We start from the raw sequence: 19,241 nt of genomic DNA on the forward strand, positions 1-19,241 counted from the left end.
CCTCTTTTCGATGTTGGACGGGTACGATTTCATGGTTCGTCGCGCACGCGCACGATGCGCGTCGTATGGGTGAGCGGGTCGCGCCACACGAGCGTGGTGCGGTCCACGACGGCGCGCTCGTGCTGCACGCGCCCATGAACCACAAAATAGCTTGTATTGACGTCGCATTGCGTCGAGTCGACGCTGGTTTGTCCGGCCCCCGCGCCTTGCAGCGCGAGCTGCACATCGGCGAGGTTGTGGAAAAACACGGTCTGGCGCCGCGCCACGAACGCCTGCGCGCCGGAGAGGCTCATGCCCTGCACGATCGCTGCGATCACCTCGGCGCTCGCCGTGTTCATGTTCACAGGCGTCGTGGTGGGCAGGACCGTCACGAACGGGCGCAGCCGCGCGACGATGTCGGGCGTGAAGCCGGGCACGTCGAGCAGCGCATCGGTGCTCGTCATGAGCAGCGGCGCGACGGCGCTGTTGGAGTCGGCATCGGACAGGCCGGGGTTGTCGGTGAAGTTCGCACCGCCTCCCGTGCCGCCCGCGACTTGCTGAGCATTCGCGGCCGTGCCGGTGCTGCCCGCCGCCGTGGCGCCGGTCTGAAAGCGCGTGATCGAGTGGGCGAGCCCCGAGCGCAGGTAGACGGCCGCATTTTTTGCAAGCTGACCATCGATGCCAAGCAGCTGCAAGAGGCGCGCGAACGCCTGGATTTGCGCGAGATTCAGTTGCAGCGCGCCCGGCGCGGAGGTGGAAACGAGATTGCGCAGATTGAAGCGCGCCTGAGCGTCTTCGATGGAGCCGGAGAGCCACGTGTCGGCGCCCTGTTCCGGGCGGGCTTCGCCAATCTGGCCGAGGAAGTCGGAAAGGCGCGTCTTCGCGACCGGCATGCCCCACGCGCCGCCCAGATAGGTCACGCCCGCCGAGGTGTCGCCCTCGGAGCGCAGCACGAGGCGCGTCCAGTCGAGCGCGGCGCGCGCGATCCACTGTCCTTGTGCGAGCAGCCGCTGATTTTCGATGCGGCGCACCTGCACCTGCTGGCGCCACAACATGCCCGAGACCAGAATCGCGGCGAGCGCGACCACCAGCAGCGCGCTGATGATCGCGGCGCCGCGCTGGCGACGCGCGGTAGCACGTACCGCGTTACGGGTAAGGAGGCGGGGAATTCGATGCTGTCGCACGCTCATTCCCCCACGAGAAAGACGCGCGTGACCGGCCGCGCAAGCGAGCGCGCGCTAACGCTCACCTCGAGCCCGGTTACCGCGCGCGGCACGGGCGCGTTGCCGAGTTGGGGCACCTTCACGCTGCTATTGTTCGTCGCGATCTGCGAGCGCACCTGGTTCATGTCCGAGGTCCAGCCCAACTTTTCCACGTAGAGCCGCGCGTCGATCGCGCCCACGCCCTGCATCATCGGCAAGGCGCTCCACGCATCGCTCTCGCCGCCACGCAGCGCGCGCCGCAAGTCGCCGAGATTGGCGAGCGGCGGCGACGCGTAGCGTACGACGCGCCCGTCGCTTACGCGGTAGCGCACCACCTGCAAACGCGGCGGCGCGCCGGGCGGCACCGCGAACGCGCGCACGATCTGCAGCGCGCCGCCGTCGACGGAGACCGCGGGCGCGCCCGCTTCGTCGTCGCTGACGGCGTGGCGCGCGTCGATGCGCATCTGGTCGAACATCTGCGCAAACACGCGCTCTTCGGCCATCGAATGCGTGAGGACGTCGCGGCCGCGCACGATCTGGTCCAGGCCGCGCCACGACAAGATCGCGACCACCGCGAGAATAGCGATGGCAACGAGCAGTTCGATCAGCGTGAAGCCGGCGGCGCGGCGGGTGCGCAAAGCCCTGCGCGAAGTAGCGTGCCCGGCGGACGGCCCATGCCACCGCCCCGGCGGAACGCGCTTTCGGCGCATCGCGCGATTACAGCGACCGGTTCGTCTCATTGCCGAGCACCGTGACGAGTTGCGCGAGATTGCCGTCACGGCCCGGTGTCGTCACCGAGACCTCCACGCGGCGGAAAACGGGATTGGGCGTGGCCGTGACGTGCTGCGTGCAGGTCAGCTGCAAATTGCCTTGCGAGCAGTCGAAGCTGCGCTCGCCGACCTCGGGCCACGCGTGTGCGAGACGCAGTTGCGCGAGCGCGTTGTCGGCGCTCCAGCCCGCGAGCAGGCGCTGGTGCAGATCGGCTTCGCTCGCCGCGAGGCTGCCCACGGCGCGCAACGAGGCCGCGAGTGCGATCGCCACGATGGCGAGCGCGACCAGCACTTCGATCATGGTGAAGCCGCGCATCGCGGTGCGAGCGTCGCGACGAGGAACCAGGCGGGTGGCCTTGCGCATCTCAGCGGACCTCATACCGGCCCGCGCCAGTACCGACGATGGTGGCACGGCCCGCCGCCGAGAACAGCGTGATTTCGACGGGCTGCTCGACGGCCTCGGTGCCGAACACGAGGCGGCTCGCATGCAGGTCATCGCTGCCGGAGTAGGTAATCGATACGCCCGTCACGCCGCCTTCCCACTTGCGCGGACCGAGCAGATCATCGCGCAGCGGACGCCAGCCGTCCTCGGTATGCACGTCGAAGCGAAACCCGCCCTCGACCGGCTGCCATGCGATGGGGCGCGCACGCACCTGCGCCTCGTCGCCGGCGGATTCGAACAGCAGCGCGAGGCGCTGCGCCTCTTCGTTCAGATCGGTGCGCGGATTGCGCGTAAGCGAAAGCGACGCGAGCGACACCAGCAGCCCCGCGATCATCAGCACGACCAGCATTTCCAGCAGCGTGAAGCCTGCCGAACGTGCGCGCGCCGCGCGCAGGGTGCGCATCGGCGTGCGGTCGCAACAGCGAAGGGGACGGGCGTGCATGGAGATGAAGAAAGCGAAGCTGGAGATGATCGGGAAACGGGGCCGCGAGCATGCATCCAGCCCCAGCGAGCCCCGGCAGACCTTGGTGGACCCGTCGGGATTCCATTGCCGGTTCGTAATCTATTCGTTGCCGGTTCGTCGCCGGCTCGTCGCCTATTGCCAGGACCCGACGTCGGCGTCGTTGCCTTCGCCGCCGGGCTTGCCGTCGGAGCCATAGCTGAAGACGTCGATCTCGCCGTGCACACCCGGATTCAGGTACTGGTACGGATTGCCCCACGGATCGTTGGGCAGGCGCTCGAGATAGCCGCCGTCCTTCCAGTTGTTCGGCACCGGGTCGGTGGTGGGTTTTTGCACCAGCGCCTGGAGGCCCTGATCCTGAGTCGGATAGCGGCCATTGTCGAGCCGATAGAGCTTCATCGCCTGCATGACCGTACCGATGTCCTGGCGCGCGGCGACGCGGCGGGCTTCATCGGGACGGCTCATGATCTTCGGCACGATCAGCGCCGCGAGAATACCGAGGATCGCGATCACGACCATGATTTCGATCAGCGTGAAACCGCGCTGGCGACGTGCGCGCCGGCGTTCGATTTCGGCATGGCTGCGGGTCCATATGGACATAAGTGGCTTCCCTCCTGGCGAATGATCGTTGCGGCGCACCCTGTGCGCCCTGTTTCGTTGTTGCGCGCGAACCGGATTCGCGGGTTCGCGCGCGCATGACGGGTCATTGTAATGTCACACGATGACGCCTTTGAGACCCGCACCCGCGGCTCCCGAGGCGCGCCATCAAAACGTTCACAATACTCCGTACAATGGAGCGCATGAACCCACTGCAAATCCGTCTTCTGTCACTCGCCGCGTTCGCGGTGTTCTGCGCCACGGTTGCGTGGTGGACGCTCGAAATCGCCGCAACGCGTGCCACCTCGGTGCAAGCCGCCGCCGCCCAGGCGCCGATTTCGGTCGCCGAGGCCGGCACGCTCTTTGGCGGCAAGCTCGAGCGCAACGTCGTGCAGGACATCCACCTGTTCGGCATCCTCGCGCTCAAGCAGGGCGCAGCGGCCATCGTGAGCTTCGGCGGCGACCCGGCCAAGGCCATCTCGCTCGGCGGCCCGATCGGCCCGGACGCGACGCTCGCCGAAGTGCGCGCCCGCTCGATCATCGTCGACCGCCACGGCGTGCACTCCGAAGTCTTCCTGCCGGCCAACGCCGCCGGCCCCACCATCTACGTACGCTGACCGACTCCGCGCGCCGCGCTGCTTGCTGGCAAGCTTTTCTGCTAGCGCCCGCGCGGCTCGCTGCGCGACTCACTGCACCAGATTGTTCAACTCGATGATCGGCAGCATCACCGCGAGCACGATCACCAGCACCACACCCCCCATCGCCAGAATCAACAGCGGCTCGAGCAGGCTCGTGAGAAACATCGTGCGTCGCTCCAGTTCGCGCGCCTCGCCTTCGGCGGCGCGGTCGAGCATGGTCGTGACATCGCCGGTCGCCTCACCCGAGCGGATCAGGTGCACCAGCACGGGCGGAAACGTCTTCGTATTGCCCAGCGCGCGCGAGAGCGACGTGCCTTCGCGGACGCGCACGATGGCGTCGTCCACGTTCATGCGCATGGCGCGGTTCGAAAGCGTTTCGCCGGCCGCCTGCAGTGCGCGCAGGATCGGCACGCCCGCCGCGCTCAGAATGCCGAGCGTGCTCGCGAAGCGCACCGTGTTGTAGCCGCGCACGAGCTTGCCCGCGAGCGGCGCCGTGAGGAGCCACCGGTCGAACGCGAGACGCGGCCCGGGCCGGCGCAAGGTCGCGCGCACGATCCACGCGACGATCGCCACCGCGATCAGCACGGCCCACCACCATTGCCGCACGAAGCCCGACAGCGCCATCATCACGATGGTCAGAAACGGCAGTTGCTGCTTGGTGCTCGCAAACACGTTCACGACCTGCGGCACCACATAGCTCAGCAGGAACGTGACGATGCCGAACGCGATGATCGTGACGATCGTCGGGTAAGTGAAGGCCAGCACGATCTTCTGCTTGAGCGCGTTGCGCTGCTCGATGTAATCGGCGAGGCGCGAGAGCACGATGCCGAGCTTGCCGGTGTGCTCGCCCGCCGCGACGAGCGCGCGGTAGATGTCGGGAAAATCGCGCGGATGCTGCGCGAGCGCGTTGGCGAGCGAGTGGCCGCCCAGCACTTCTGCGCGGATCGCGGCCATCAGTTCGCGAATGTAGTCGCGCTCGGCCTGCTCGGTGAGCACCGCGAGCGCCTCGCCAAGCGGCAGCCCCGCCACCAGCAGGCTCGCGAGCTGGCGCGTGAGAATCGCCTGCTCGCGCTGCGAGAGACGCCGCCCGAGCGCGAGGCGCTGGGCGCGCGCGCCGCGCGTGCGGGTCGCCGCCGGCTCGACCACGAGCGGCGTGAGGCCCTGGCCGCGCAGTTGCGCACGCGCGCCGCGCGCGCTGTCCGCGTCGAGCACGCCCTTTTGCGCCTTGCCCGCGGCGTCGATCGCTTCGAAACGGAATGCCGGCATCGTCTTCCTTGCCTTCGCCTGAGCGCTTTACGCACCGCCCGTCACGCGCAGCACTTCCTCTAGCGAGGTCGTGCCCGCGTCGAGCCAGCGCTCGCCGTCGTCGCGCAGCGTGCGCATGCCCTGCGCCCGGCCTGCGGTGAAGATCTCGGCGTCGGCGGCATTGCGGTGAATGAGGTTGCGGATCGGTTCGTCGATGGTGAGCAGCTCGTACACGCCGCGCCGGCCCGAATAGCCCGAATGGCCGCAGCGGTCGCAGCCGACCGGATGCCAGCGCTTGCGCCCATCGTCTTCGAGGCGTTCTTCCTTGCAATGCGGGCACAGTTGCCGCACGAGACGCTGCGCGAGCACGCCAAGCAGCGACGAAGCCAGCAGATAAGGCTCCACGCCCATGTCGGTCAGGCGCGTGACCGCCGAGGCGGCGTCGTTGGTGTGCAGCGTGGCCAGCACGAGGTGGCCCGTGAGCGAGGCCTGCACGGCGATCTGCGCGGTTTCGAGGTCGCGGATTTCGCCGATCATGATGATGTCCGGATCCTGACGCAGGATCGAGCGCAGCGCGCGCGCGAAGGTCATGCCGATGCGCTCGTTCACCTGGGTCTGGCCGATGCCCGCGAGGTCGTACTCGATCGGGTCCTCGACGGTCATGATGTTGGTGGTCGTGGTCTCGAGCCGCGACATCGACGCATAGAGCGTGGTGGTCTTGCCCGAGCCGGTCGGCCCCGTCACGAGCACGATGCCGTGCGGCCTGGCAATCAGCTGGTCGAACTGCTTGAGCGTATCGGCGGCCATGCCGAGCGCTTCGAGATTCAGGCGCTGCGCGTCCTTTTCCAGCAGGCGCAGCACCGCGCGTTCGCCATGGCCCGTGGGCAGCGTGGAAACGCGCACGTCCACGGGACGCCCGCCCACGCGCAGCGTGATGCGGCCGTCCTGCGGCAGACGTTTTTCGGCGATGTCGAGCTGCGCCATGATCTTGATACGCGAAATCAGCGCGCCGTGGAGCGCCTTCTTCGGCCGCACCACGTCGCGCAGCGTCCCGTCCACGCGAAAGCGCACCACCGAGGCATTCTCGAAGGGCTCGATATGAATATCGGAGGCCTGCTCGCGCGCCGCCTGGGTAAGCAGCGCGTTGATCATGCGGATGATCGGCGCGTCGTCTTCGGATTCGAGCAGGTCCTCCACCTCGGGAATGTCCTGCATCAAGCGCGAGAGATCGACTTCGCCTTCCACTTCGCCCACCACCTGCGCCGCGCTGCCGTCCTGGCGCGCGTAGGCCTGGTTGATCGCCTGGGCCAGCTCGTCAGCGGGAATGCGCACGAGCGAAAACGCCCCGAAATTGCGCGCGATTTCGGCAATCGCGGCGCCCGTGGTGCGCTCGCTGATCCACACCTCCAGACCATCCGCATGCTGCTGCGCGACGAGGATCTGGCCGCTGCGCGCGAAGCCGTACGGCACGAGCCGCGCGGCAACGGGCGAGGGGGCCTCGCGTGGCGTGGCGCTCTCGCGTGCGGCCGCTGGGGACGAGCGGGGCGTATCGGCCATGCTCAAGGCTGCACCCTCTGCCCGGTGAGCGGCTGTTGCACCGGCGACGATTGCACCGGCGCGTATGTCGCCGGAGCGCCTTGCTGCGGATAGGCCGGCTGCATCTGCGTGGCATTAACGGGGCCGGGGGCGGGGGCAGCGGTAGGCGCGAACGCCGTTCCCGCCGCCTGATCGCGCCGCATCTTGTCGAGATCGAACAGGTTCAGCGCCGATCCGCCTTCATTCGGTCCAACCGGCATCGGCGGCACCACCGGGTCGTCGCGGTCCTTGATCAGGTTGTTGTCGGACCGGTACGCGCCCGTCACGCCCTGAATGTAGTCGTAGCGGTTCGACGACACCGCCTGCGCCGTATTGCGATCGTTGATGATCACCGGGCGCAGGAACACCATCAGGTTGGTTTTCTGGCGTGTCTTGTTTTCCGAGCGGAACAGCTGGCCGATCCACGGGATGTCGCCCAGTAGCGGCACCTTGCTGTTGCTGACCTGATAGTTGTCCTGCATCAGGCCGCCGAGCACGATGATCTCGCCGTTGTCGGCGAGCACCGTCGACTGGATCGAACGCTTGGTGAAGTTCGGGCCGGCCGGATTGGTCGTGGCGTTGGTCGTGCCGGTCACGATCGCCGAATCCTCGGTGTAGAGCTGCAGCTTCAGGATGCCGCCGTCGGTGATCTGCGGCTTGATGTGCAGCGTCAAGCCGACGTCGACGCGATCATAGGTGTTGAACGCGGAACTCGTCGAGCCGCTCGTGAGGTTCGAATACGTGCCGGTCTGTATCGGCACGTTCGTGCCGACGACGATCTTCGCTTCCTGGTTGTCGAGCGTGATGAGGTTAGGCGTGGACAGCACGTTGGCGTCGCTCGTCTGCGAGAGCGCCTGCAGCAACGCGCCAAGTCCCTGGACGCCGAAGATATTGTGCACCCAGCCCACGTTCAGGCCCTGCTGGATGGTCGAGCCCGCGAGCGCGCCCGCCAGGCCGCCGGTAGCGGCGCTGGCCGCCGCTGCCGCCGTCAGGTTGATGATGCTGTTGCCGGAGCCGGTCGCGAGGTTGGTCCCGGCCACCACGTTGCTATTGCCGATCTGCCACTGAATGCCGAGATTGGCGTTGGTGTTCGAGTTGAGCTCGACGATCAGCGCCTCGATATAGACCTGCGCACGCCGCGCGTCGAGCTGGTCGATCACGGCGCGCAGGTTGCGGTACACCGGGTCCGAAGCCGTGATGATCAGCGAGTTGGTCGCCGCGTCGGCCTGGATCATGCCGCCGGGCTGGTTCTCGTCGCCCTTGTCCTTGTCGCCGCCGAGGAACGGCGAATCGGCGTTGCTGCCGCCTGACGCGCCGCCCGTCAGCGAATTGCCCGACGACATGCCGCTGCCGCCGCCGAGCGAACTGGGCAGCGGCGGGGTGCCGGAAGGACCGGTCGACGTGTTGCCGTAACCACCGCCACCACCGCCGGAACTGCCCGAATTCTGGTTGAACGAATTCGCGCTGTTGCCCGACGACGATTCGTTACCGCCTTTGCCCAGCATCCCGCGCAAGGTCTTGGCGAGCTGCACCGCGTCGGCGTTGCGCAGCGCAACGACGTGCATGTTGCCCGGCATGCTCGTCGGCGCGTCGAGCTGCTTCGCCAGTTGCACGGCGGCGGCGAGACGCTGTGCGTTCGAGGCGCGCAGCATCAGCGAGTTGGTGCGCGGGTCGGCCACGACCGAAACCTTCAGCGAAGGATCCGAGGCGCCGATCGAGCCCGGATCGAGCATCTTCGAAATTTGCGGCGCGATGTCGAGCGCGTTGGCGTTGCGCAGCGGCACCACCTGCACCTGCTGGCCCGCAGCCGTGTCCACGCCGGCGATGATCGCGGCGATGCGGCGCACGTTGTCCGCATAGTCGGTCACGACGAGCGAGTTGTTGCCCGGATACGCGGCGATCGTGTTGTTCGGCGAAATGAGCGGGCGCAGCACGGGCAGCAGGTTGTTCGCCGATTCGTGCTTGAGCGTGAACACCTGCGTGACCACCTGGTCGCCGCGCGCCGCAGGCGTGTTGCCCACATAGGTCGGCACGCCCTGGAGCTTGGCGTCGGCCTCGGGCACGACCTTGAGGACGCCATGATCCTGCACGAGCGCGAAGCCCTGCATGCGCAGCGCCGATTGCAGCGTCTTGAGCGCCTGATCCTCTGGCACCGGGTTCTCGGAAACGAGATTGAGCTGCCCCTTCACGCGCGGGTCGACAATGATCGTTTTGCCGGTGGCCGCGCCGATGGCCTTCGCCACCTGATCGATATCGGCGTTGACGAAGTTAAGCGTGACCTGGGCGTGCGCGAGTTGCGCCGCCATCAGCCCGCTTAGGAGCAGCGCCTTGGCGACGCGACGCAAAGCCATACGATTTCTTCTCATGGGTATCAATTCGAGGCCAGGGACGGACGCCGCCGGCCAGTCGTACTTATCGTACTCAACGTGCTTGCTGTAGCCGCCGCATGATTTCAGGCCGGGCAGCCCGCCGGCTGCGGCCCCGCCGGCGCTCCTCCACCCGGCAATCGACGGCCAGCAAAAAGTGCAACAGTAGCAGCTTTTCGTGTCGAATTTGTCACAAAGAAATTGCGTCTGGGGATTTACTCTAACTTCCGCCTGCATGGGGACGCATACTGAAAGGATTGGAAGCCGCCCCTGGAAGGAAATCGCGCCGCCGCACGCCAGGCGGTCCGCGCCTCTGCCTCGCTCCCGGCCAGCGTGCCATTCGGCTGTATTGACGCGACTTCTTCCGCAGGTATGATACGGGCGATCCACTGCGCACCATGCCGGCAGCACTCGACGCAAGCACGGGTTTCCCCCATATAGGGCAACGCAGGCCTGCGCTGCGGCTTACCGCAACGTCTCTCGACTTTCCATGAAAAAGGTTGCATCCGCCACGACCGTCGCTGCCCTGATGCTCGCCGCCTTCGCGAGCACGCCGGCGCGCGCAGACTGTTTCGACGAGGCGGCCCGCTACCAGAAAGTCAATCCGCTCATTCTGCGCGCCATCGCCTGGCAGGAATCGCACAACACGCCTGACGCATTGCACAGGAATACGAATGGTTCGGTGGACTACGGGGTGATGCAGATCAACTCGATTCATCTGCCCACGCTCTCGCAATACGGCATTTCGTCCAGCACGCTCATGCAGCCGTGCAAGAACGTCTATATTGCCGCCTGGCATTTGCGCCAGAAGATGAACAAGTATGGCAACACCTGGGCTGCCGTGGGCGCCTATCATTCCGAGACACCGGCATTGCGCGACCGCTACGCACAACAGATCGCGGCGATCTTGCGCAAATGGAAGCTGATGCCCTGAGCGGCACGGTACTGGCTGCCCTGCCAGCGCAGGGCTGGGACGCGTACTGTCAGCGCATCGGGCGCGCATGGTGCAAAATGCAGGCTTGCGCCGCGCGGCCGCGCGCGGCCCGATTCCCGCCTTTCTTTATCCTCACACCGCAATGAATCAGCCGCCACTGCCCGTCACCGTGCTCTCCGGGTTTCTGGGCGCGGGCAAGACCACGTTGCTCAACCACGTCCTCGCGAACCGCGCCGGCCTGCGCGTAGCCGTGATCGTCAACGATCTCGCCGCCGTCAACATCGACGCCTCGCTCGTGCGCGACGCCGCCGCGCTCTCGCATGTCGAGGAGCGGCTCGTCGAGCTGTCCAACGGATGCATTTGCTGCACGCTGCGCGACGACCTGCTCGCCGAAATCCGGCGGCTGGCCGACCCCGCGCAAGCCGGCCAGCAGTTCGACGCCATCCTGATCGAGTCGACCGGCATCGCCGAGCCGATGCCCATCGCCGAAACCTTCACCTTCGCCGATGAAGACGGCACGACGCTCGCCGATATCGCACGGCTCGACACGATGGTGACGGTCGTGGACGCCTTCAACTTCCTGCGCGACTACGCAAGCGCCGATCCGCTCGCCGAGCGCGGCGTGGCGGCGAGCGACACCGACGACCGCACGATCGTCGAACTGCTGATCGAGCAGGTGGAATTCTGCGACGTGCTCGTGCTCAACAAAGCCGATCTCGTGAGCGCCGACGAACTCGCGCGCCTGCAGCGCATTCTCGCGCGCATCAATCCGCGCGCGGTGCAGGTAGTGAGCCGCCATGGCCAGGTGCCGCTTGCCGAGGTGCTCAACACGGGCCGCTTCGACTTCGACGCCGCCGCGAGCGCGCCGGGCTGGCTAGCCTCGCTGCATGAGCACGATCACGACCATGACGACGGCAGCGCGTCCCACCACGCCCATAGCGAAGCCGATGAATACGGTATCGGCAATTTCGTCTATCGGGCGCGCAAGCCGTTCCATCCCGAGCGTCTGTGGGCGCTGCTCAACCAGGAGTGGAAGGGCGTGCTGCGCTCGAAGGGCTTCTTCTGGCTCGCGACGCGCAACGACGTGGCGGGCTCGCTGTCGCAGGCGGGCGGCGTTTGCCGCCATGGCCCGGCCGGCATCTGGTGGGCGGCGCAGCCGCGCGAGGACTGGCCGCAGGACGCCGAGCTCGAAAAGGAAATCGCGGCCGACTGGTTCGGCGACGCGAACGACACGCGCATCGGCGACCGGCGCCAGGAGCTGGTGATGATCGGCGTGGATCTCGACCGCGAAGCGTGGCAGGCAAAGCTCGATGCATGCCTTCTGACAGACGCCGAATATGCCGCGGGCGCCGACGCCTGGCAGGCGTATGCCGATCCGTTCCCATCGTGGGATTTCGACGATGAGCACGATCACGACCACGACGGCGAGGGGGAAATCGTCCACCGCCACGACTGAGCACACGCTGGGTGCGCAAACCCGGCGGACGAAAAAAACCCGCCAGGGGCGGGTGTCAACTTAAAGCGGCAGTCTTTTAGCGCTTGTTGACGGCGTCCTTGAACGCCTTGCCAGCCGTGAACTTGACGGTCTTGGCTGCGGGAATCTTGATGGTTTCGCCGGTCTTCGGGTTGCGACCCGTGCGGGCTGCGCGCTTGCCCGAACCGAAGCTGCCGAAGCCGATCAACTGGACCGCGTCGCCCTTCGACACAGCCTTCTTGACCACTTCGAGGAGCGTGTCCAGTGTTTCACCGGTTTGTGCCTTGCTAGCGCCCGTCTGTGCTGCGACGGCGTCGATCAGTTCCTGTTTATTCATTGAGAAGTTCCTTTCTGTGTTTAGGTTGACACGAACAGCGCGAACGCGCCGATTATACGGTCGCGTGCCGCGCCGTCGAGCAGCTACGGAGCCGGAGCACCCCGGCATGATTTCGTTGCGACGGCCATGCTGGCCCGCGACGTCCGCGCTGCCGCTTCCCTGGGCGGCGCTTGCTATGATAGCGCAGCGCAAACCCAATAACGACAAGGGTTTCGAAGATTTAGAGGGGTTTGCGCGAGTTTTGCGCGCCCGCCTGTATTTTTGCCGGCCGCCGCATGCAAAAAAGGCACCGCGACAGCGCCGCACCAGCAAATTTGACGCTTCCGGCGTTGCGCGGCACCAACGCTTTGTGCCCGCAAACCCAATGCCCGTGGGCCTTTGCCGCCGCATCCCGCGCTTCGAGACCCGCCGTTTCCCGCCAACGCGAACGCCATGACTGCCACACTGATCCCCGCCACGCTCGCGTTTCGCGAAGACGGCAAGCCGTATTCGCCACGCTTCGGCGACGTCTATCACAGTACTTTCGGCGCCTTCGAGCAGGCCGAATATGTGTTTTTGCGTGGCAACGGCCTGCCCGGGCGCTGGCAGGGCAAGCGCATTTTCACCGTGCTGGAGACGGGATTCGGCATGGGCGTGAACTTTCTGGCGACGTGGGCAGCGTGGCGCGATGCGCCCGCGCGCTGCGAGCGCCTGCATTTCGTCTCGGTGGAAAAGCATCCGTTTTCGCGCGACGATCTGCGCGCGGCCCTCGACGCGGTAGTTGCGCACGCACCGCACGCTTCCCCCGTTTCGGGCACATCGATCACACGCCTCGCGCGCGAACTCGTCGATGCCTGGCCGATGCTCGTACCCGGCACGCACCGGATCGATTTCGAAGGCGGACGTGTCACGCTCACGCTCGTATTCGGCGACGCGCTCGACGCGCTTCCCAAAATGTGGCTGCGCGCGGACGCCATCTATCTCGACGGCTTCGCCCCCGCGAAAAATCCCGAACTCTGGTCGCCGGCGATCTTCAAGGCGCTCGCGCGCGTCGCCGGCGAAGAGGCGACCTTCGCAACCTGGAGCAGCGCGGGCGACGTCAAGCGCGCGCTCGAACAAAACGGCTTCGAATACCGCAAGAGCGCCGGCTTCGGCACCAAGTGGACGATGCTGGTTGGCCGCTTCGCGCCACGCTGGCGCGTGCGGCGTTACGAACCGCCGCTGGCGCTGGAACTCGCCGAACGGCACGCGGTAGTGATCGGCGCCGGGCTCGCGGGCAGCGCGCTAGTCGAGCGACTCGCGGCGCGCGGCTGGCGTGTCACGCTGATCGAGCGGCACGCAGTGCCTGCCCGCGAGGCCTCGGGCAATCCCGCCGGCGTGTTTCATCCGCTCGTTTCGCGCGACGACAGCAGCGCGTCGCGCATCACGCGCGCCGGGTTTCTCTACGCATTGCGGCGCTGGGCCGCGCTCGACGCCGCCGCGCAAGCGTGCGGGCAGGGTGCAATCGAGGCGCCGGTGCGCTCGCACGCAGGACTCCTGCATCTTGCCTCGGACGACGAATCGCGGGCCGTGGCCGCAGCGCTCGCATCGTTTGGCTATCCCGAGGAATTCGTGCGCGGCGTCGACCGCGCGGAGGCCGAATCGATTGCCGGCGTCGCACTCGCGCACGGCGGCTGGTTCTATCCGCGCGGCGGCGCGATCGATCCGGCCTCGCTGTGCCGGGCGCAGCTTGCTGCCGCAAGCGCCTTTCCGGATGCGCGAATCGATTTGCGTTACGGCGTGCAAGTCGCGCGCATCGAGCGCGCTGGCGAAAACTGGCAAGTCTTCGATGAAAGCGGCGCGCTCGTCGCGCAGGCCGGCGCGGTGATCTTCGCGAACGCACACGATGCCGCGCGCGCAGCGGCGCTCGACTTCGCTCCCACCCGCAGCGTGCGCGGCCAGCTCACGCTGCTCGACGAAAGCCCGCTTGCGTCCTTGCGCGTGCCCGTGATCGGCGACGGCTACGCGGTGCCGCTGCCCGGCGGCGTGACGCTCACGGGCGCTACCTACGAAGTCGACGATACCGACACGACGCTGCGCAAAGCCGGCCACCTCGAAAATATCGAGCGCGCCGCGCGCATGTTGCCGGGCCTGCAAGCCACCGCGGCTGACGCCATGGCCGCCCCGGCCCTGGATTCCTCGCATCAGCGCGTCTGGCGAGGCCGCGTGGCCTTGCGCTGCGTCACGAGCGACCGTCTGCCCATGCTGGGCCAGCTCGGCGACGAAGCGGCGGCACGACGCGACGCACAGCGGCTTTCCGGCGCATGGCCGCTCGACCTGCCGCGCGCGCCCGGTCTGTACGGCGCGTTCGCGTTTGGTTCGCGCGGACTCGTGTGGGCGGCGCTAGGCGCCGAGCTCATCGCCTCGCAGCTCGAAGGCGAGCCGTGGCCCATCGAGCGGGAGCTTGCCGAGCAGGTCGATCCCGCACGCTTTCTCCAGCGCGCCCTGCGTCAGCGCAGCCTCTAGCCACGCGACGATTTCCTGACCAATACGGTTATTCACCCGGGCCTGTGGATAACCGCGCGAATTGTGGGTAAATCCAGTGTGGACGCGATGTGGACGTAAACGGGGTAACCCGGCGACCCATGTTCATGGCCCAAAAGTTACTCTTCGATACCCGAGCGCATCTCACACATTTCGCGCGTGGTTGTCCGAACGCCAAGCTGATGATTCACATAGGTATACAGAGGTTATCCACAGCAAAGTCACGCCTTTGTTAACTTCTACTACGTATACATACGGTAAACCGTAAACCCAAAGCTGGCGCCATCGGTCTGGAAGACGCCCAACGCGCTACTGCGCTGCCTGGAACCGGCTTGCCGCTGCACTGGCGAAACGGTCATTTTTTCCTTATTGTCATAAAGTCCGCCGAAAACGGACGCATTTACCGGCTTCGCCGAGCTTTACCGGCGGAGCGGGACAATTGCAAAAAAGCTATGGCACAATCGCCGTTCTTTTCCGCGTCATGCGCCGCTACAGACGGCCGGCGCGTCCAAGGAACGGATGCCGCATGTCCTGAATCTGATTGCTCAGGAAGGTCGGCAGCGTTCGTTCACCCATTGCGGGCGCTGACACTCCACACAGGACGCGCCCGCGCCGGCTGCTCGCCGCATGAGCGGCGCCGGCGCAGAGGTTTCCCGCTGTTGTCCGTCGTGTCTGGCCGCTACCCTCATCAGGTTGCGAGCCTGCGCGCCTCGTCTGTCAGCGCATGCGGCTCGACCGTGTGCCGGGCGCGAAGTGTCAGGTGTTTGGCGCCGCGCCCGGTCCGATCCCATGCAAGATGTTCTGCCAAGGAGAAGCCACTACGATGAAGTCGGCGTTTTCGTTCTTTCCCGCCTGGCCGTTGCAGCCGGACGGCATATTCTGGGCAGGTCTCGCGCTGCTCGCCGCCGGCCTTGTCGGCGAGCTGTGCTATCGCGCCTGGCGGCTGCCGCGCATTTCGAGCTACGCCATCATCGGGCTGATTGCCGGTTCAGCGGGCTTCGGCGTGATCGGCGGCAATGCTGCCGATGCCTCGCGGCCGCTGCTCGATGTCGCGCTCGGCCTGTTGTTGTTCGAGCTAGGCAGCCGGCTGGACTTGCGCTGGATCCGCCGCAATCCCTGGATCATCCTGTCGAGCCTAGCCGAAGCTACGCTGACCTTCGTGCTCGTGCTCGTCGTGCTGCTATTTCTTTCTGTGCCGGCGATCGTCGCCATCGTCGTGGCTTCGATCGCCATGGCGACTTCGCCCGCGATGGTGATCCAGCTGAAGACCGAGTTGCGCGCCGAAGGCCAGGTCACGCAGCGGCTGCTCACGCTCACGGCGCTCAACAGCATGTATGCGGTCGTGATCGAAAAGCTCGCTTCGGGTTGGGTGCACCAGGAAATTTACGGCAACGTTTTCGCCACCATCCTGCAGCCGCTCTATCTGCTGGTGGGCTCGATCATCCTCGCGTATGTGCTCGCGCACGCCTGCATGATGTTCTACCGCCGCCTGAGCCCGCAGGACGAGCATTCGTTCGTCGCGCTGTTCGGCCTCGTGCTGCTGGCGATCGCCGTGGCGCATCTGCTCAAGCTCTCGACCATCCTGAGCCTGCTGGCCGCGGGCATCATCGTGAAGAATCTCGAGGTGCGGCCGCAATTGTGGCCGCAGCATTTCGGCACGGCCGGCTGGCTGCTCACGGTGATCCTCTTCGTGCTCACGCTAACCACTTTCGAGTGGCATTACATTCTCGTCGGCGGCGTGGCTGCGGCAGGGCTCATCGTCGCGCGGCTGGTGGCGAAACTCGTCGGCGTGCTGATCTTCGCGAAGCCGAGCGGGCTCGAATGGAAGCAGGGCGTCGCGCTCGGTCTTGCGCTCACGCCCATGTCCGCGCTCGCGCTCGTGCTTGTGGAGGACACCTACGATCTTTACCCGTCGTTCGATCCGCGCCTGCGCGCGATCATGATGTGCGCGATCGTCGTGCTGCAATTGCTTGGGCCTTGGCTCGTCTACCGCGCGCTCGCGCTTGTCGGCGAACGCGGCGAAGAATGAATGCGGCGGCCCTGGCCGCCACGAAACACCGCCCGCCGCGCCATGCGCCGACTTGATCGGCAGCGATGCCCGGCACGGCTGAAAGAGGGGATGTCATGTCACTGGAAACTTTTGTCGATTCGCAGCCGTTCACGTTCGGTGTCGAACTCGAAATGCAGGTCGTCAACACGCACGATTACGATCTGACCAAGGCGGGCAGCGACCTCATGCGCCTCATCAAGGATCAGGAGATCCCGGGCAACATCACGCCCGAGATCACCGAAAGCATGATCGAGCTCTCTACCGGCATCTGCACGCATCACGAGCAGGCCGTGGCCGACCTGCGCAAGATCCGCGACGTGCTGGTTGCGGCCGCCGACCGCCTGAACGTGGGCCTGTGCGGCGGCGGCACGCACGCGTTCCAGCAGTGGAGCGACCGGCGCATCGTCGATACGCCGCGCTTTCAGTATCTTTCGGAGCTGTACGGCTATCTCGCGAAGCAGTTCACGGTGTTCGGCCAGCACGTGCATATCGGCTGTCCGGATGCCGATAGCGCACTGTTCTTGCTGCATTCGCTTTCGCGCTTCATCCCGCACTTCATCGCGCTCTCGGCATCGTCGCCTTATGTGCAGGGTGTCGACACCGGATTTCATTCGGCACGGCTGAATTCCGTGTTCGCGTTCCCGCTTTCGGGCCGCGCGCCGTTCGTGCTCAGTTGGGAGGAGTTCAAGGAGTATTTCTCGAAGATGGTGCACACGGGCGTCGTCAACAGCATGAAAGACTTCTACTGGGACATTCGCCCGAAACCTGGCTTCGGCACGATCGAGGTGCGCGTCATGGACACGCCGCTGTCGGTCGAACGCGCGGCGGCGATCGCCTGCTATATCCAGACGCTCGCGCGCCATTTGCTGATCGATCGGCCGATCCAGCCACGCGAAGACGACTACCTCGTCTATACGTTCAACCGCTTCCAGGCATGTCGTTTCGGCCTTGCCGGGACTTGCGTCAATCCGCAGACGGGCGAGCGTCGCACCATCTCCGAAGACATTCTGGCCACGCTCGACAAGATTGCGCCGCATGGCGAGGCGCTCGGCTCCGAGCGCGCGCTTGCCGAAATCGGCATGATTGCGCGCGCCCAGACCAACGATGCGACCTGGCTGCGCGGCGTGGTCGCCGAGGAAAAGTCGCTGCACGAGGCGGTGCGGCAGCAATGTCTGCGCTGGCGCGCCTGAGCGCGTGTGCCGTCCGGGCAACGTCGGACCCCTAATAAGCACAGGACAAGAGAGGGTAGCTCGCGAGCTGCCCTCGCGTTTTTTGGCGCCCGCGATACTTTGTGCCGCGTAAAAAAAGATTTTTTTGTCCCAGGCAAGTTACCAGGGGGTTCTTATTTTTTATGCTCGCGCAAACGGAGTCAATCGTTGCTGACCAAGTGCGCCATTTCTTGTGAAGAAGCGCCAAAATGCCTGAAAACTCAATGACCTGCGCAGTCGGCGAGCAGTTAGACTCCGCTTGCGCTGCAGGAAAAAATCAGGGATAACCAGGTATCGGTAGAGCCTGGAGTTGGGCAGCATCGAGTAGCAATACACCGACAATGGCGCACTTACTAACCGGTTATCCACAATTCGCACTGGATAAGTTAGCTGTGCGATTCGCCACTCTCGCATAGAATATTGGTCTGCTGCGCGGGCGCGAGGTCGTGAAGGGCACTTCGGGCCTGCGAGGCGAGAGATGGAATGACTGTGTGCGGCGGGCGTTTTTACGCCAGCGAAGCAGGATTTTTTTGAGATGGTGCGGCCGATCTCCAGGAGTATTCCCGGGCGTCGGGCGCGAACTTTCCCACAAGGTCGCCAGTAGTGTGGCGGCTGACGATGCAGCGCAAGCTGCCAAATAACCAGCGAAAGACTATGAGCGAAGGCGTATACGGAGAGCAGGCAGCCGGGCGGGTGACCCATAGCCTGCTGCGACTGAGCACGGCAATGCGGAGCCAGGCGTGGGACTGGGCCGAAGGGGCGGGACTCACGCCCACCCAGGGTGAAATTCTCGTGCTGCTGATGCAGCGCAAGGGGCCGATGCGCCTCGGCGAGATCGCCCGCGAGACGGCACTGACTGCCGCCACGACCAGCGATGCGGTGAGCACGCTTGAAACCAAGGGTCTCGTCGAAAAGCGCCGCGCGCTCGACGACGGCCGCGCGCTTGCGGTGCGTCTGACCGCGCGTGGCCGCACGGCGGCGAAAAAGGCCGCGCAATGGCCCGACTTCCTCTCGAAGGCCGTCGGCACGCTGCGCGCCGATGAGCAGGCGGCGGTCTACCGCACGCTGCTCAAGACGGTCTACGTGCTGGAGTCGCAGGAAGCCATGCCGCAGCATCGCATGTGTCTGACCTGCTCGCACTTCGAGCCGAGCAAGAACCCGAAGAAGACGCCGCATCATTGCGGGCTGCTCAACATCGACATGTCCGACACCGACGTGCGTCTCGATTGCTCGGTGTACGCGCAAGCCGACGCGACGACGCAGAAAAAGAACTGGAAGATCTTCGCGGCATGATGGCTGTGCGGGCCGTGCGGTGTCACGTGACGCCGAGGGCCTGCGGCTGCCCTTTTGCCACGAGCGGCCAGAAGTGGCCAAAAGTATCCGGTTCGACCGTGCGCGAGGGCGTCCTCGCGCGTGATCGTTTCACGCAGGTGCGTGCTCCAGTGTGTGCTTATCGTGCGAT

General features: G+C 65.7%; 16 protein-coding genes. 7 read left to right on the forward strand and 9 right to left on the reverse strand.

The genetic code is table 11. The features are described from left to right. Positions 1-29: 29 nt before the first annotated feature. The 5 genes from gspK to gspG all read right to left on the reverse strand — a co-directional run bounded on the left by gspK (position 30) and on the right by gspG (position 3,453). Positions 30-1,169: a type II secretion system minor pseudopilin GspK gene (gene gspK / locus PWP93_RS12770; protein ID WP_421044724.1), complete on the reverse strand. Its 1,140-nt coding sequence runs from the start codon at positions 1,167-1,169 to the stop codon at positions 30-32. Beyond that, positions 1,166-1,891 carry a PulJ/GspJ family protein gene (locus PWP93_RS12775; RefSeq protein WP_421044725.1) on the reverse strand — a complete coding sequence of 242 codons (726 nt, stop codon included), beginning with the start codon at positions 1,889-1,891 and terminating at the stop codon, positions 1,166-1,168. The genes gspK and PWP93_RS12775 overlap by 4 nt, the downstream gene beginning before the upstream one ends. 7 nt (positions 1,892-1,898) lie before the next feature. Further along, a complete protein-coding gene (gene gspI / locus PWP93_RS12780) occupies positions 1,899-2,315 on the reverse strand; it encodes a type II secretion system minor pseudopilin GspI (protein ID WP_421044726.1) in 417 nt (138 codons plus the stop codon). A gap of 1 nt (position 2,316) precedes the next feature. Continuing rightward, a complete protein-coding gene (locus PWP93_RS12785) occupies positions 2,317-2,835 on the reverse strand; it encodes a GspH/FimT family pseudopilin (RefSeq protein WP_421044727.1) in 519 nt (172 codons plus the stop codon). 153 nt (positions 2,836-2,988) lie between these two features. Beyond that, positions 2,989-3,453, reverse strand: a complete 465-nt coding sequence (gene gspG / locus PWP93_RS12790; RefSeq protein ID WP_035523236.1) for a type II secretion system major pseudopilin GspG — start codon at positions 3,451-3,453, stop codon at positions 2,989-2,991. Positions 3,454-3,653: 200 nt separating this feature from the next. Here gspG and PWP93_RS12795 point away from each other — a divergent pair, with 200 nt between their 5' ends. After that, on the forward strand, positions 3,654-4,067 hold the full coding sequence (locus PWP93_RS12795) for a hypothetical protein (RefSeq protein WP_421044728.1): 414 nt from the start codon (positions 3,654-3,656) through the stop codon (positions 4,065-4,067). A gap of 69 nt (positions 4,068-4,136) precedes the next feature. Here the strand turns inward: PWP93_RS12795 and gspF are convergent, their stop codons facing one another. Genes gspF through gspD form a run of 3 tightly spaced genes read right to left on the reverse strand, consistent with a single transcriptional unit; the run spans position 4,137 to position 9,259 of the window. Further along, entirely contained in the window at positions 4,137-5,354 is a 1,218-nt protein-coding gene (gene gspF, locus PWP93_RS12800) for a type II secretion system inner membrane protein GspF (RefSeq protein WP_421025104.1), read from the reverse strand. A gap of 27 nt (positions 5,355-5,381) precedes the next feature. Further along, on the reverse strand, positions 5,382-6,890 hold the full coding sequence (gene gspE / locus PWP93_RS12805) for a type II secretion system ATPase GspE (RefSeq protein ID WP_421025103.1): 1,509 nt from the start codon (positions 6,888-6,890) through the stop codon (positions 5,382-5,384). Between the two features lie 2 nt (positions 6,891-6,892). Beyond that, entirely contained in the window at positions 6,893-9,259 is a 2,367-nt protein-coding gene (gene gspD, locus PWP93_RS12810) for a type II secretion system secretin GspD (protein WP_421044729.1), read from the reverse strand. Positions 9,260-9,764: 505 nt separating this feature from the next. On the opposite strand from gspD, the gene PWP93_RS12815 reads away from it, so the two are divergent. Continuing rightward, positions 9,765-10,208, forward strand: coding sequence for a lytic transglycosylase domain-containing protein (locus PWP93_RS12815; protein ID WP_421025101.1), 444 nt, complete (start codon positions 9,765-9,767; stop codon positions 10,206-10,208). 142 nt (positions 10,209-10,350) lie between these two features. After that, positions 10,351-11,664: a GTP-binding protein gene (locus PWP93_RS12820; protein WP_421044730.1), complete on the forward strand. Its 1,314-nt coding sequence runs from the start codon at positions 10,351-10,353 to the stop codon at positions 11,662-11,664. Between the two features lie 76 nt (positions 11,665-11,740). Here the strand turns inward: PWP93_RS12820 and PWP93_RS12825 are convergent, their stop codons facing one another. Continuing rightward, positions 11,741-12,019, reverse strand: coding sequence for an HU family DNA-binding protein (locus tag PWP93_RS12825; RefSeq protein WP_027815965.1), 279 nt, complete (start codon positions 12,017-12,019; stop codon positions 11,741-11,743). A gap of 432 nt (positions 12,020-12,451) precedes the next feature. Between PWP93_RS12825 and mnmC the strand changes: the two genes are divergently transcribed. The 4 genes from mnmC (at position 12,452) to PWP93_RS12845 (ending at position 19,072) form a co-directional block, all read left to right on the forward strand. Continuing rightward, positions 12,452-14,503, forward strand: coding sequence for a bifunctional tRNA (5-methylaminomethyl-2-thiouridine)(34)-methyltransferase MnmD/FAD-dependent 5-carboxymethylaminomethyl-2-thiouridine(34) oxidoreductase MnmC (mnmC, locus tag PWP93_RS12830; RefSeq protein ID WP_421044731.1), 2,052 nt, complete (start codon positions 12,452-12,454; stop codon positions 14,501-14,503). Between the two features lie 841 nt (positions 14,504-15,344). Continuing rightward, a complete protein-coding gene (locus PWP93_RS12835) occupies positions 15,345-16,550 on the forward strand; it encodes a cation:proton antiporter (RefSeq protein ID WP_421025098.1) in 1,206 nt (401 codons plus the stop codon). A gap of 95 nt (positions 16,551-16,645) precedes the next feature. Further along, complete coding sequence (locus PWP93_RS12840) at positions 16,646-17,761, forward strand: YbdK family carboxylate-amine ligase (RefSeq protein ID WP_421044732.1); 1,116 nt, start codon at positions 16,646-16,648, stop codon at positions 17,759-17,761. A 672-nt stretch (positions 17,762-18,433) separates the two neighbouring features. Further along, on the forward strand, positions 18,434-19,072 hold the full coding sequence (locus PWP93_RS12845) for a MarR family winged helix-turn-helix transcriptional regulator (protein WP_421044733.1): 639 nt from the start codon (positions 18,434-18,436) through the stop codon (positions 19,070-19,072). Positions 19,073-19,241: the final 169 nt, after the last annotated feature.

Origin of the sequence: Paraburkholderia sp. A1RI-2L, assembly GCF_048957375.1 — a bacterium.
Lineage (GTDB): Bacteria > Pseudomonadota > Gammaproteobacteria > Burkholderiales > Burkholderiaceae > Paraburkholderia.

What these genes read in the sequence shown, in the direction of transcription:
- gspK (WP_421044724.1), bottom strand. Translation starts at nt 1,169, where the DNA reads ATGAGCGTGCGACAGCATCGAATTCCCCGCCTCCTTACCCGTAACGCG.
- PWP93_RS12775 (WP_421044725.1), bottom strand. Translation starts at nt 1,891, where the DNA reads ATGCGCCGAAAGCGCGTTCCGCCGGGGCGGTGGCATGGGCCGTCCGCC.
- gspI (WP_421044726.1), bottom strand. Translation starts at nt 2,315, where the DNA reads ATGCGCAAGGCCACCCGCCTGGTTCCTCGTCGCGACGCTCGCACCGCG.
- PWP93_RS12785 (WP_421044727.1), bottom strand. Translation starts at nt 2,835, where the DNA reads ATGCACGCCCGTCCCCTTCGCTGTTGCGACCGCACGCCGATGCGCACC.
- gspG (WP_035523236.1), bottom strand. Translation starts at nt 3,453, where the DNA reads ATGTCCATATGGACCCGCAGCCATGCCGAAATCGAACGCCGGCGCGCA.
- PWP93_RS12795 (WP_421044728.1), top strand. Translation starts at nt 3,654, where the DNA reads ATGAACCCACTGCAAATCCGTCTTCTGTCACTCGCCGCGTTCGCGGTG.
- gspF (WP_421025104.1), bottom strand. Translation starts at nt 5,354, where the DNA reads ATGCCGGCATTCCGTTTCGAAGCGATCGACGCCGCGGGCAAGGCGCAA.
- gspE (WP_421025103.1), bottom strand. Translation starts at nt 6,890, where the DNA reads ATGGCCGATACGCCCCGCTCGTCCCCAGCGGCCGCACGCGAGAGCGCC.
- gspD (WP_421044729.1), bottom strand. Translation starts at nt 9,259, where the DNA reads ATGGCTTTGCGTCGCGTCGCCAAGGCGCTGCTCCTAAGCGGGCTGATG.
- PWP93_RS12815 (WP_421025101.1), top strand. Translation starts at nt 9,765, where the DNA reads ATGAAAAAGGTTGCATCCGCCACGACCGTCGCTGCCCTGATGCTCGCC.
- PWP93_RS12820 (WP_421044730.1), top strand. Translation starts at nt 10,351, where the DNA reads ATGAATCAGCCGCCACTGCCCGTCACCGTGCTCTCCGGGTTTCTGGGC.
- PWP93_RS12825 (WP_027815965.1), bottom strand. Translation starts at nt 12,019, where the DNA reads ATGAATAAACAGGAACTGATCGACGCCGTCGCAGCACAGACGGGCGCT.
- mnmC (WP_421044731.1), top strand. Translation starts at nt 12,452, where the DNA reads ATGACTGCCACACTGATCCCCGCCACGCTCGCGTTTCGCGAAGACGGC.
- PWP93_RS12835 (WP_421025098.1), top strand. Translation starts at nt 15,345, where the DNA reads ATGAAGTCGGCGTTTTCGTTCTTTCCCGCCTGGCCGTTGCAGCCGGAC.
- PWP93_RS12840 (WP_421044732.1), top strand. Translation starts at nt 16,646, where the DNA reads ATGTCACTGGAAACTTTTGTCGATTCGCAGCCGTTCACGTTCGGTGTC.
- PWP93_RS12845 (WP_421044733.1), top strand. Translation starts at nt 18,434, where the DNA reads ATGAGCGAAGGCGTATACGGAGAGCAGGCAGCCGGGCGGGTGACCCAT.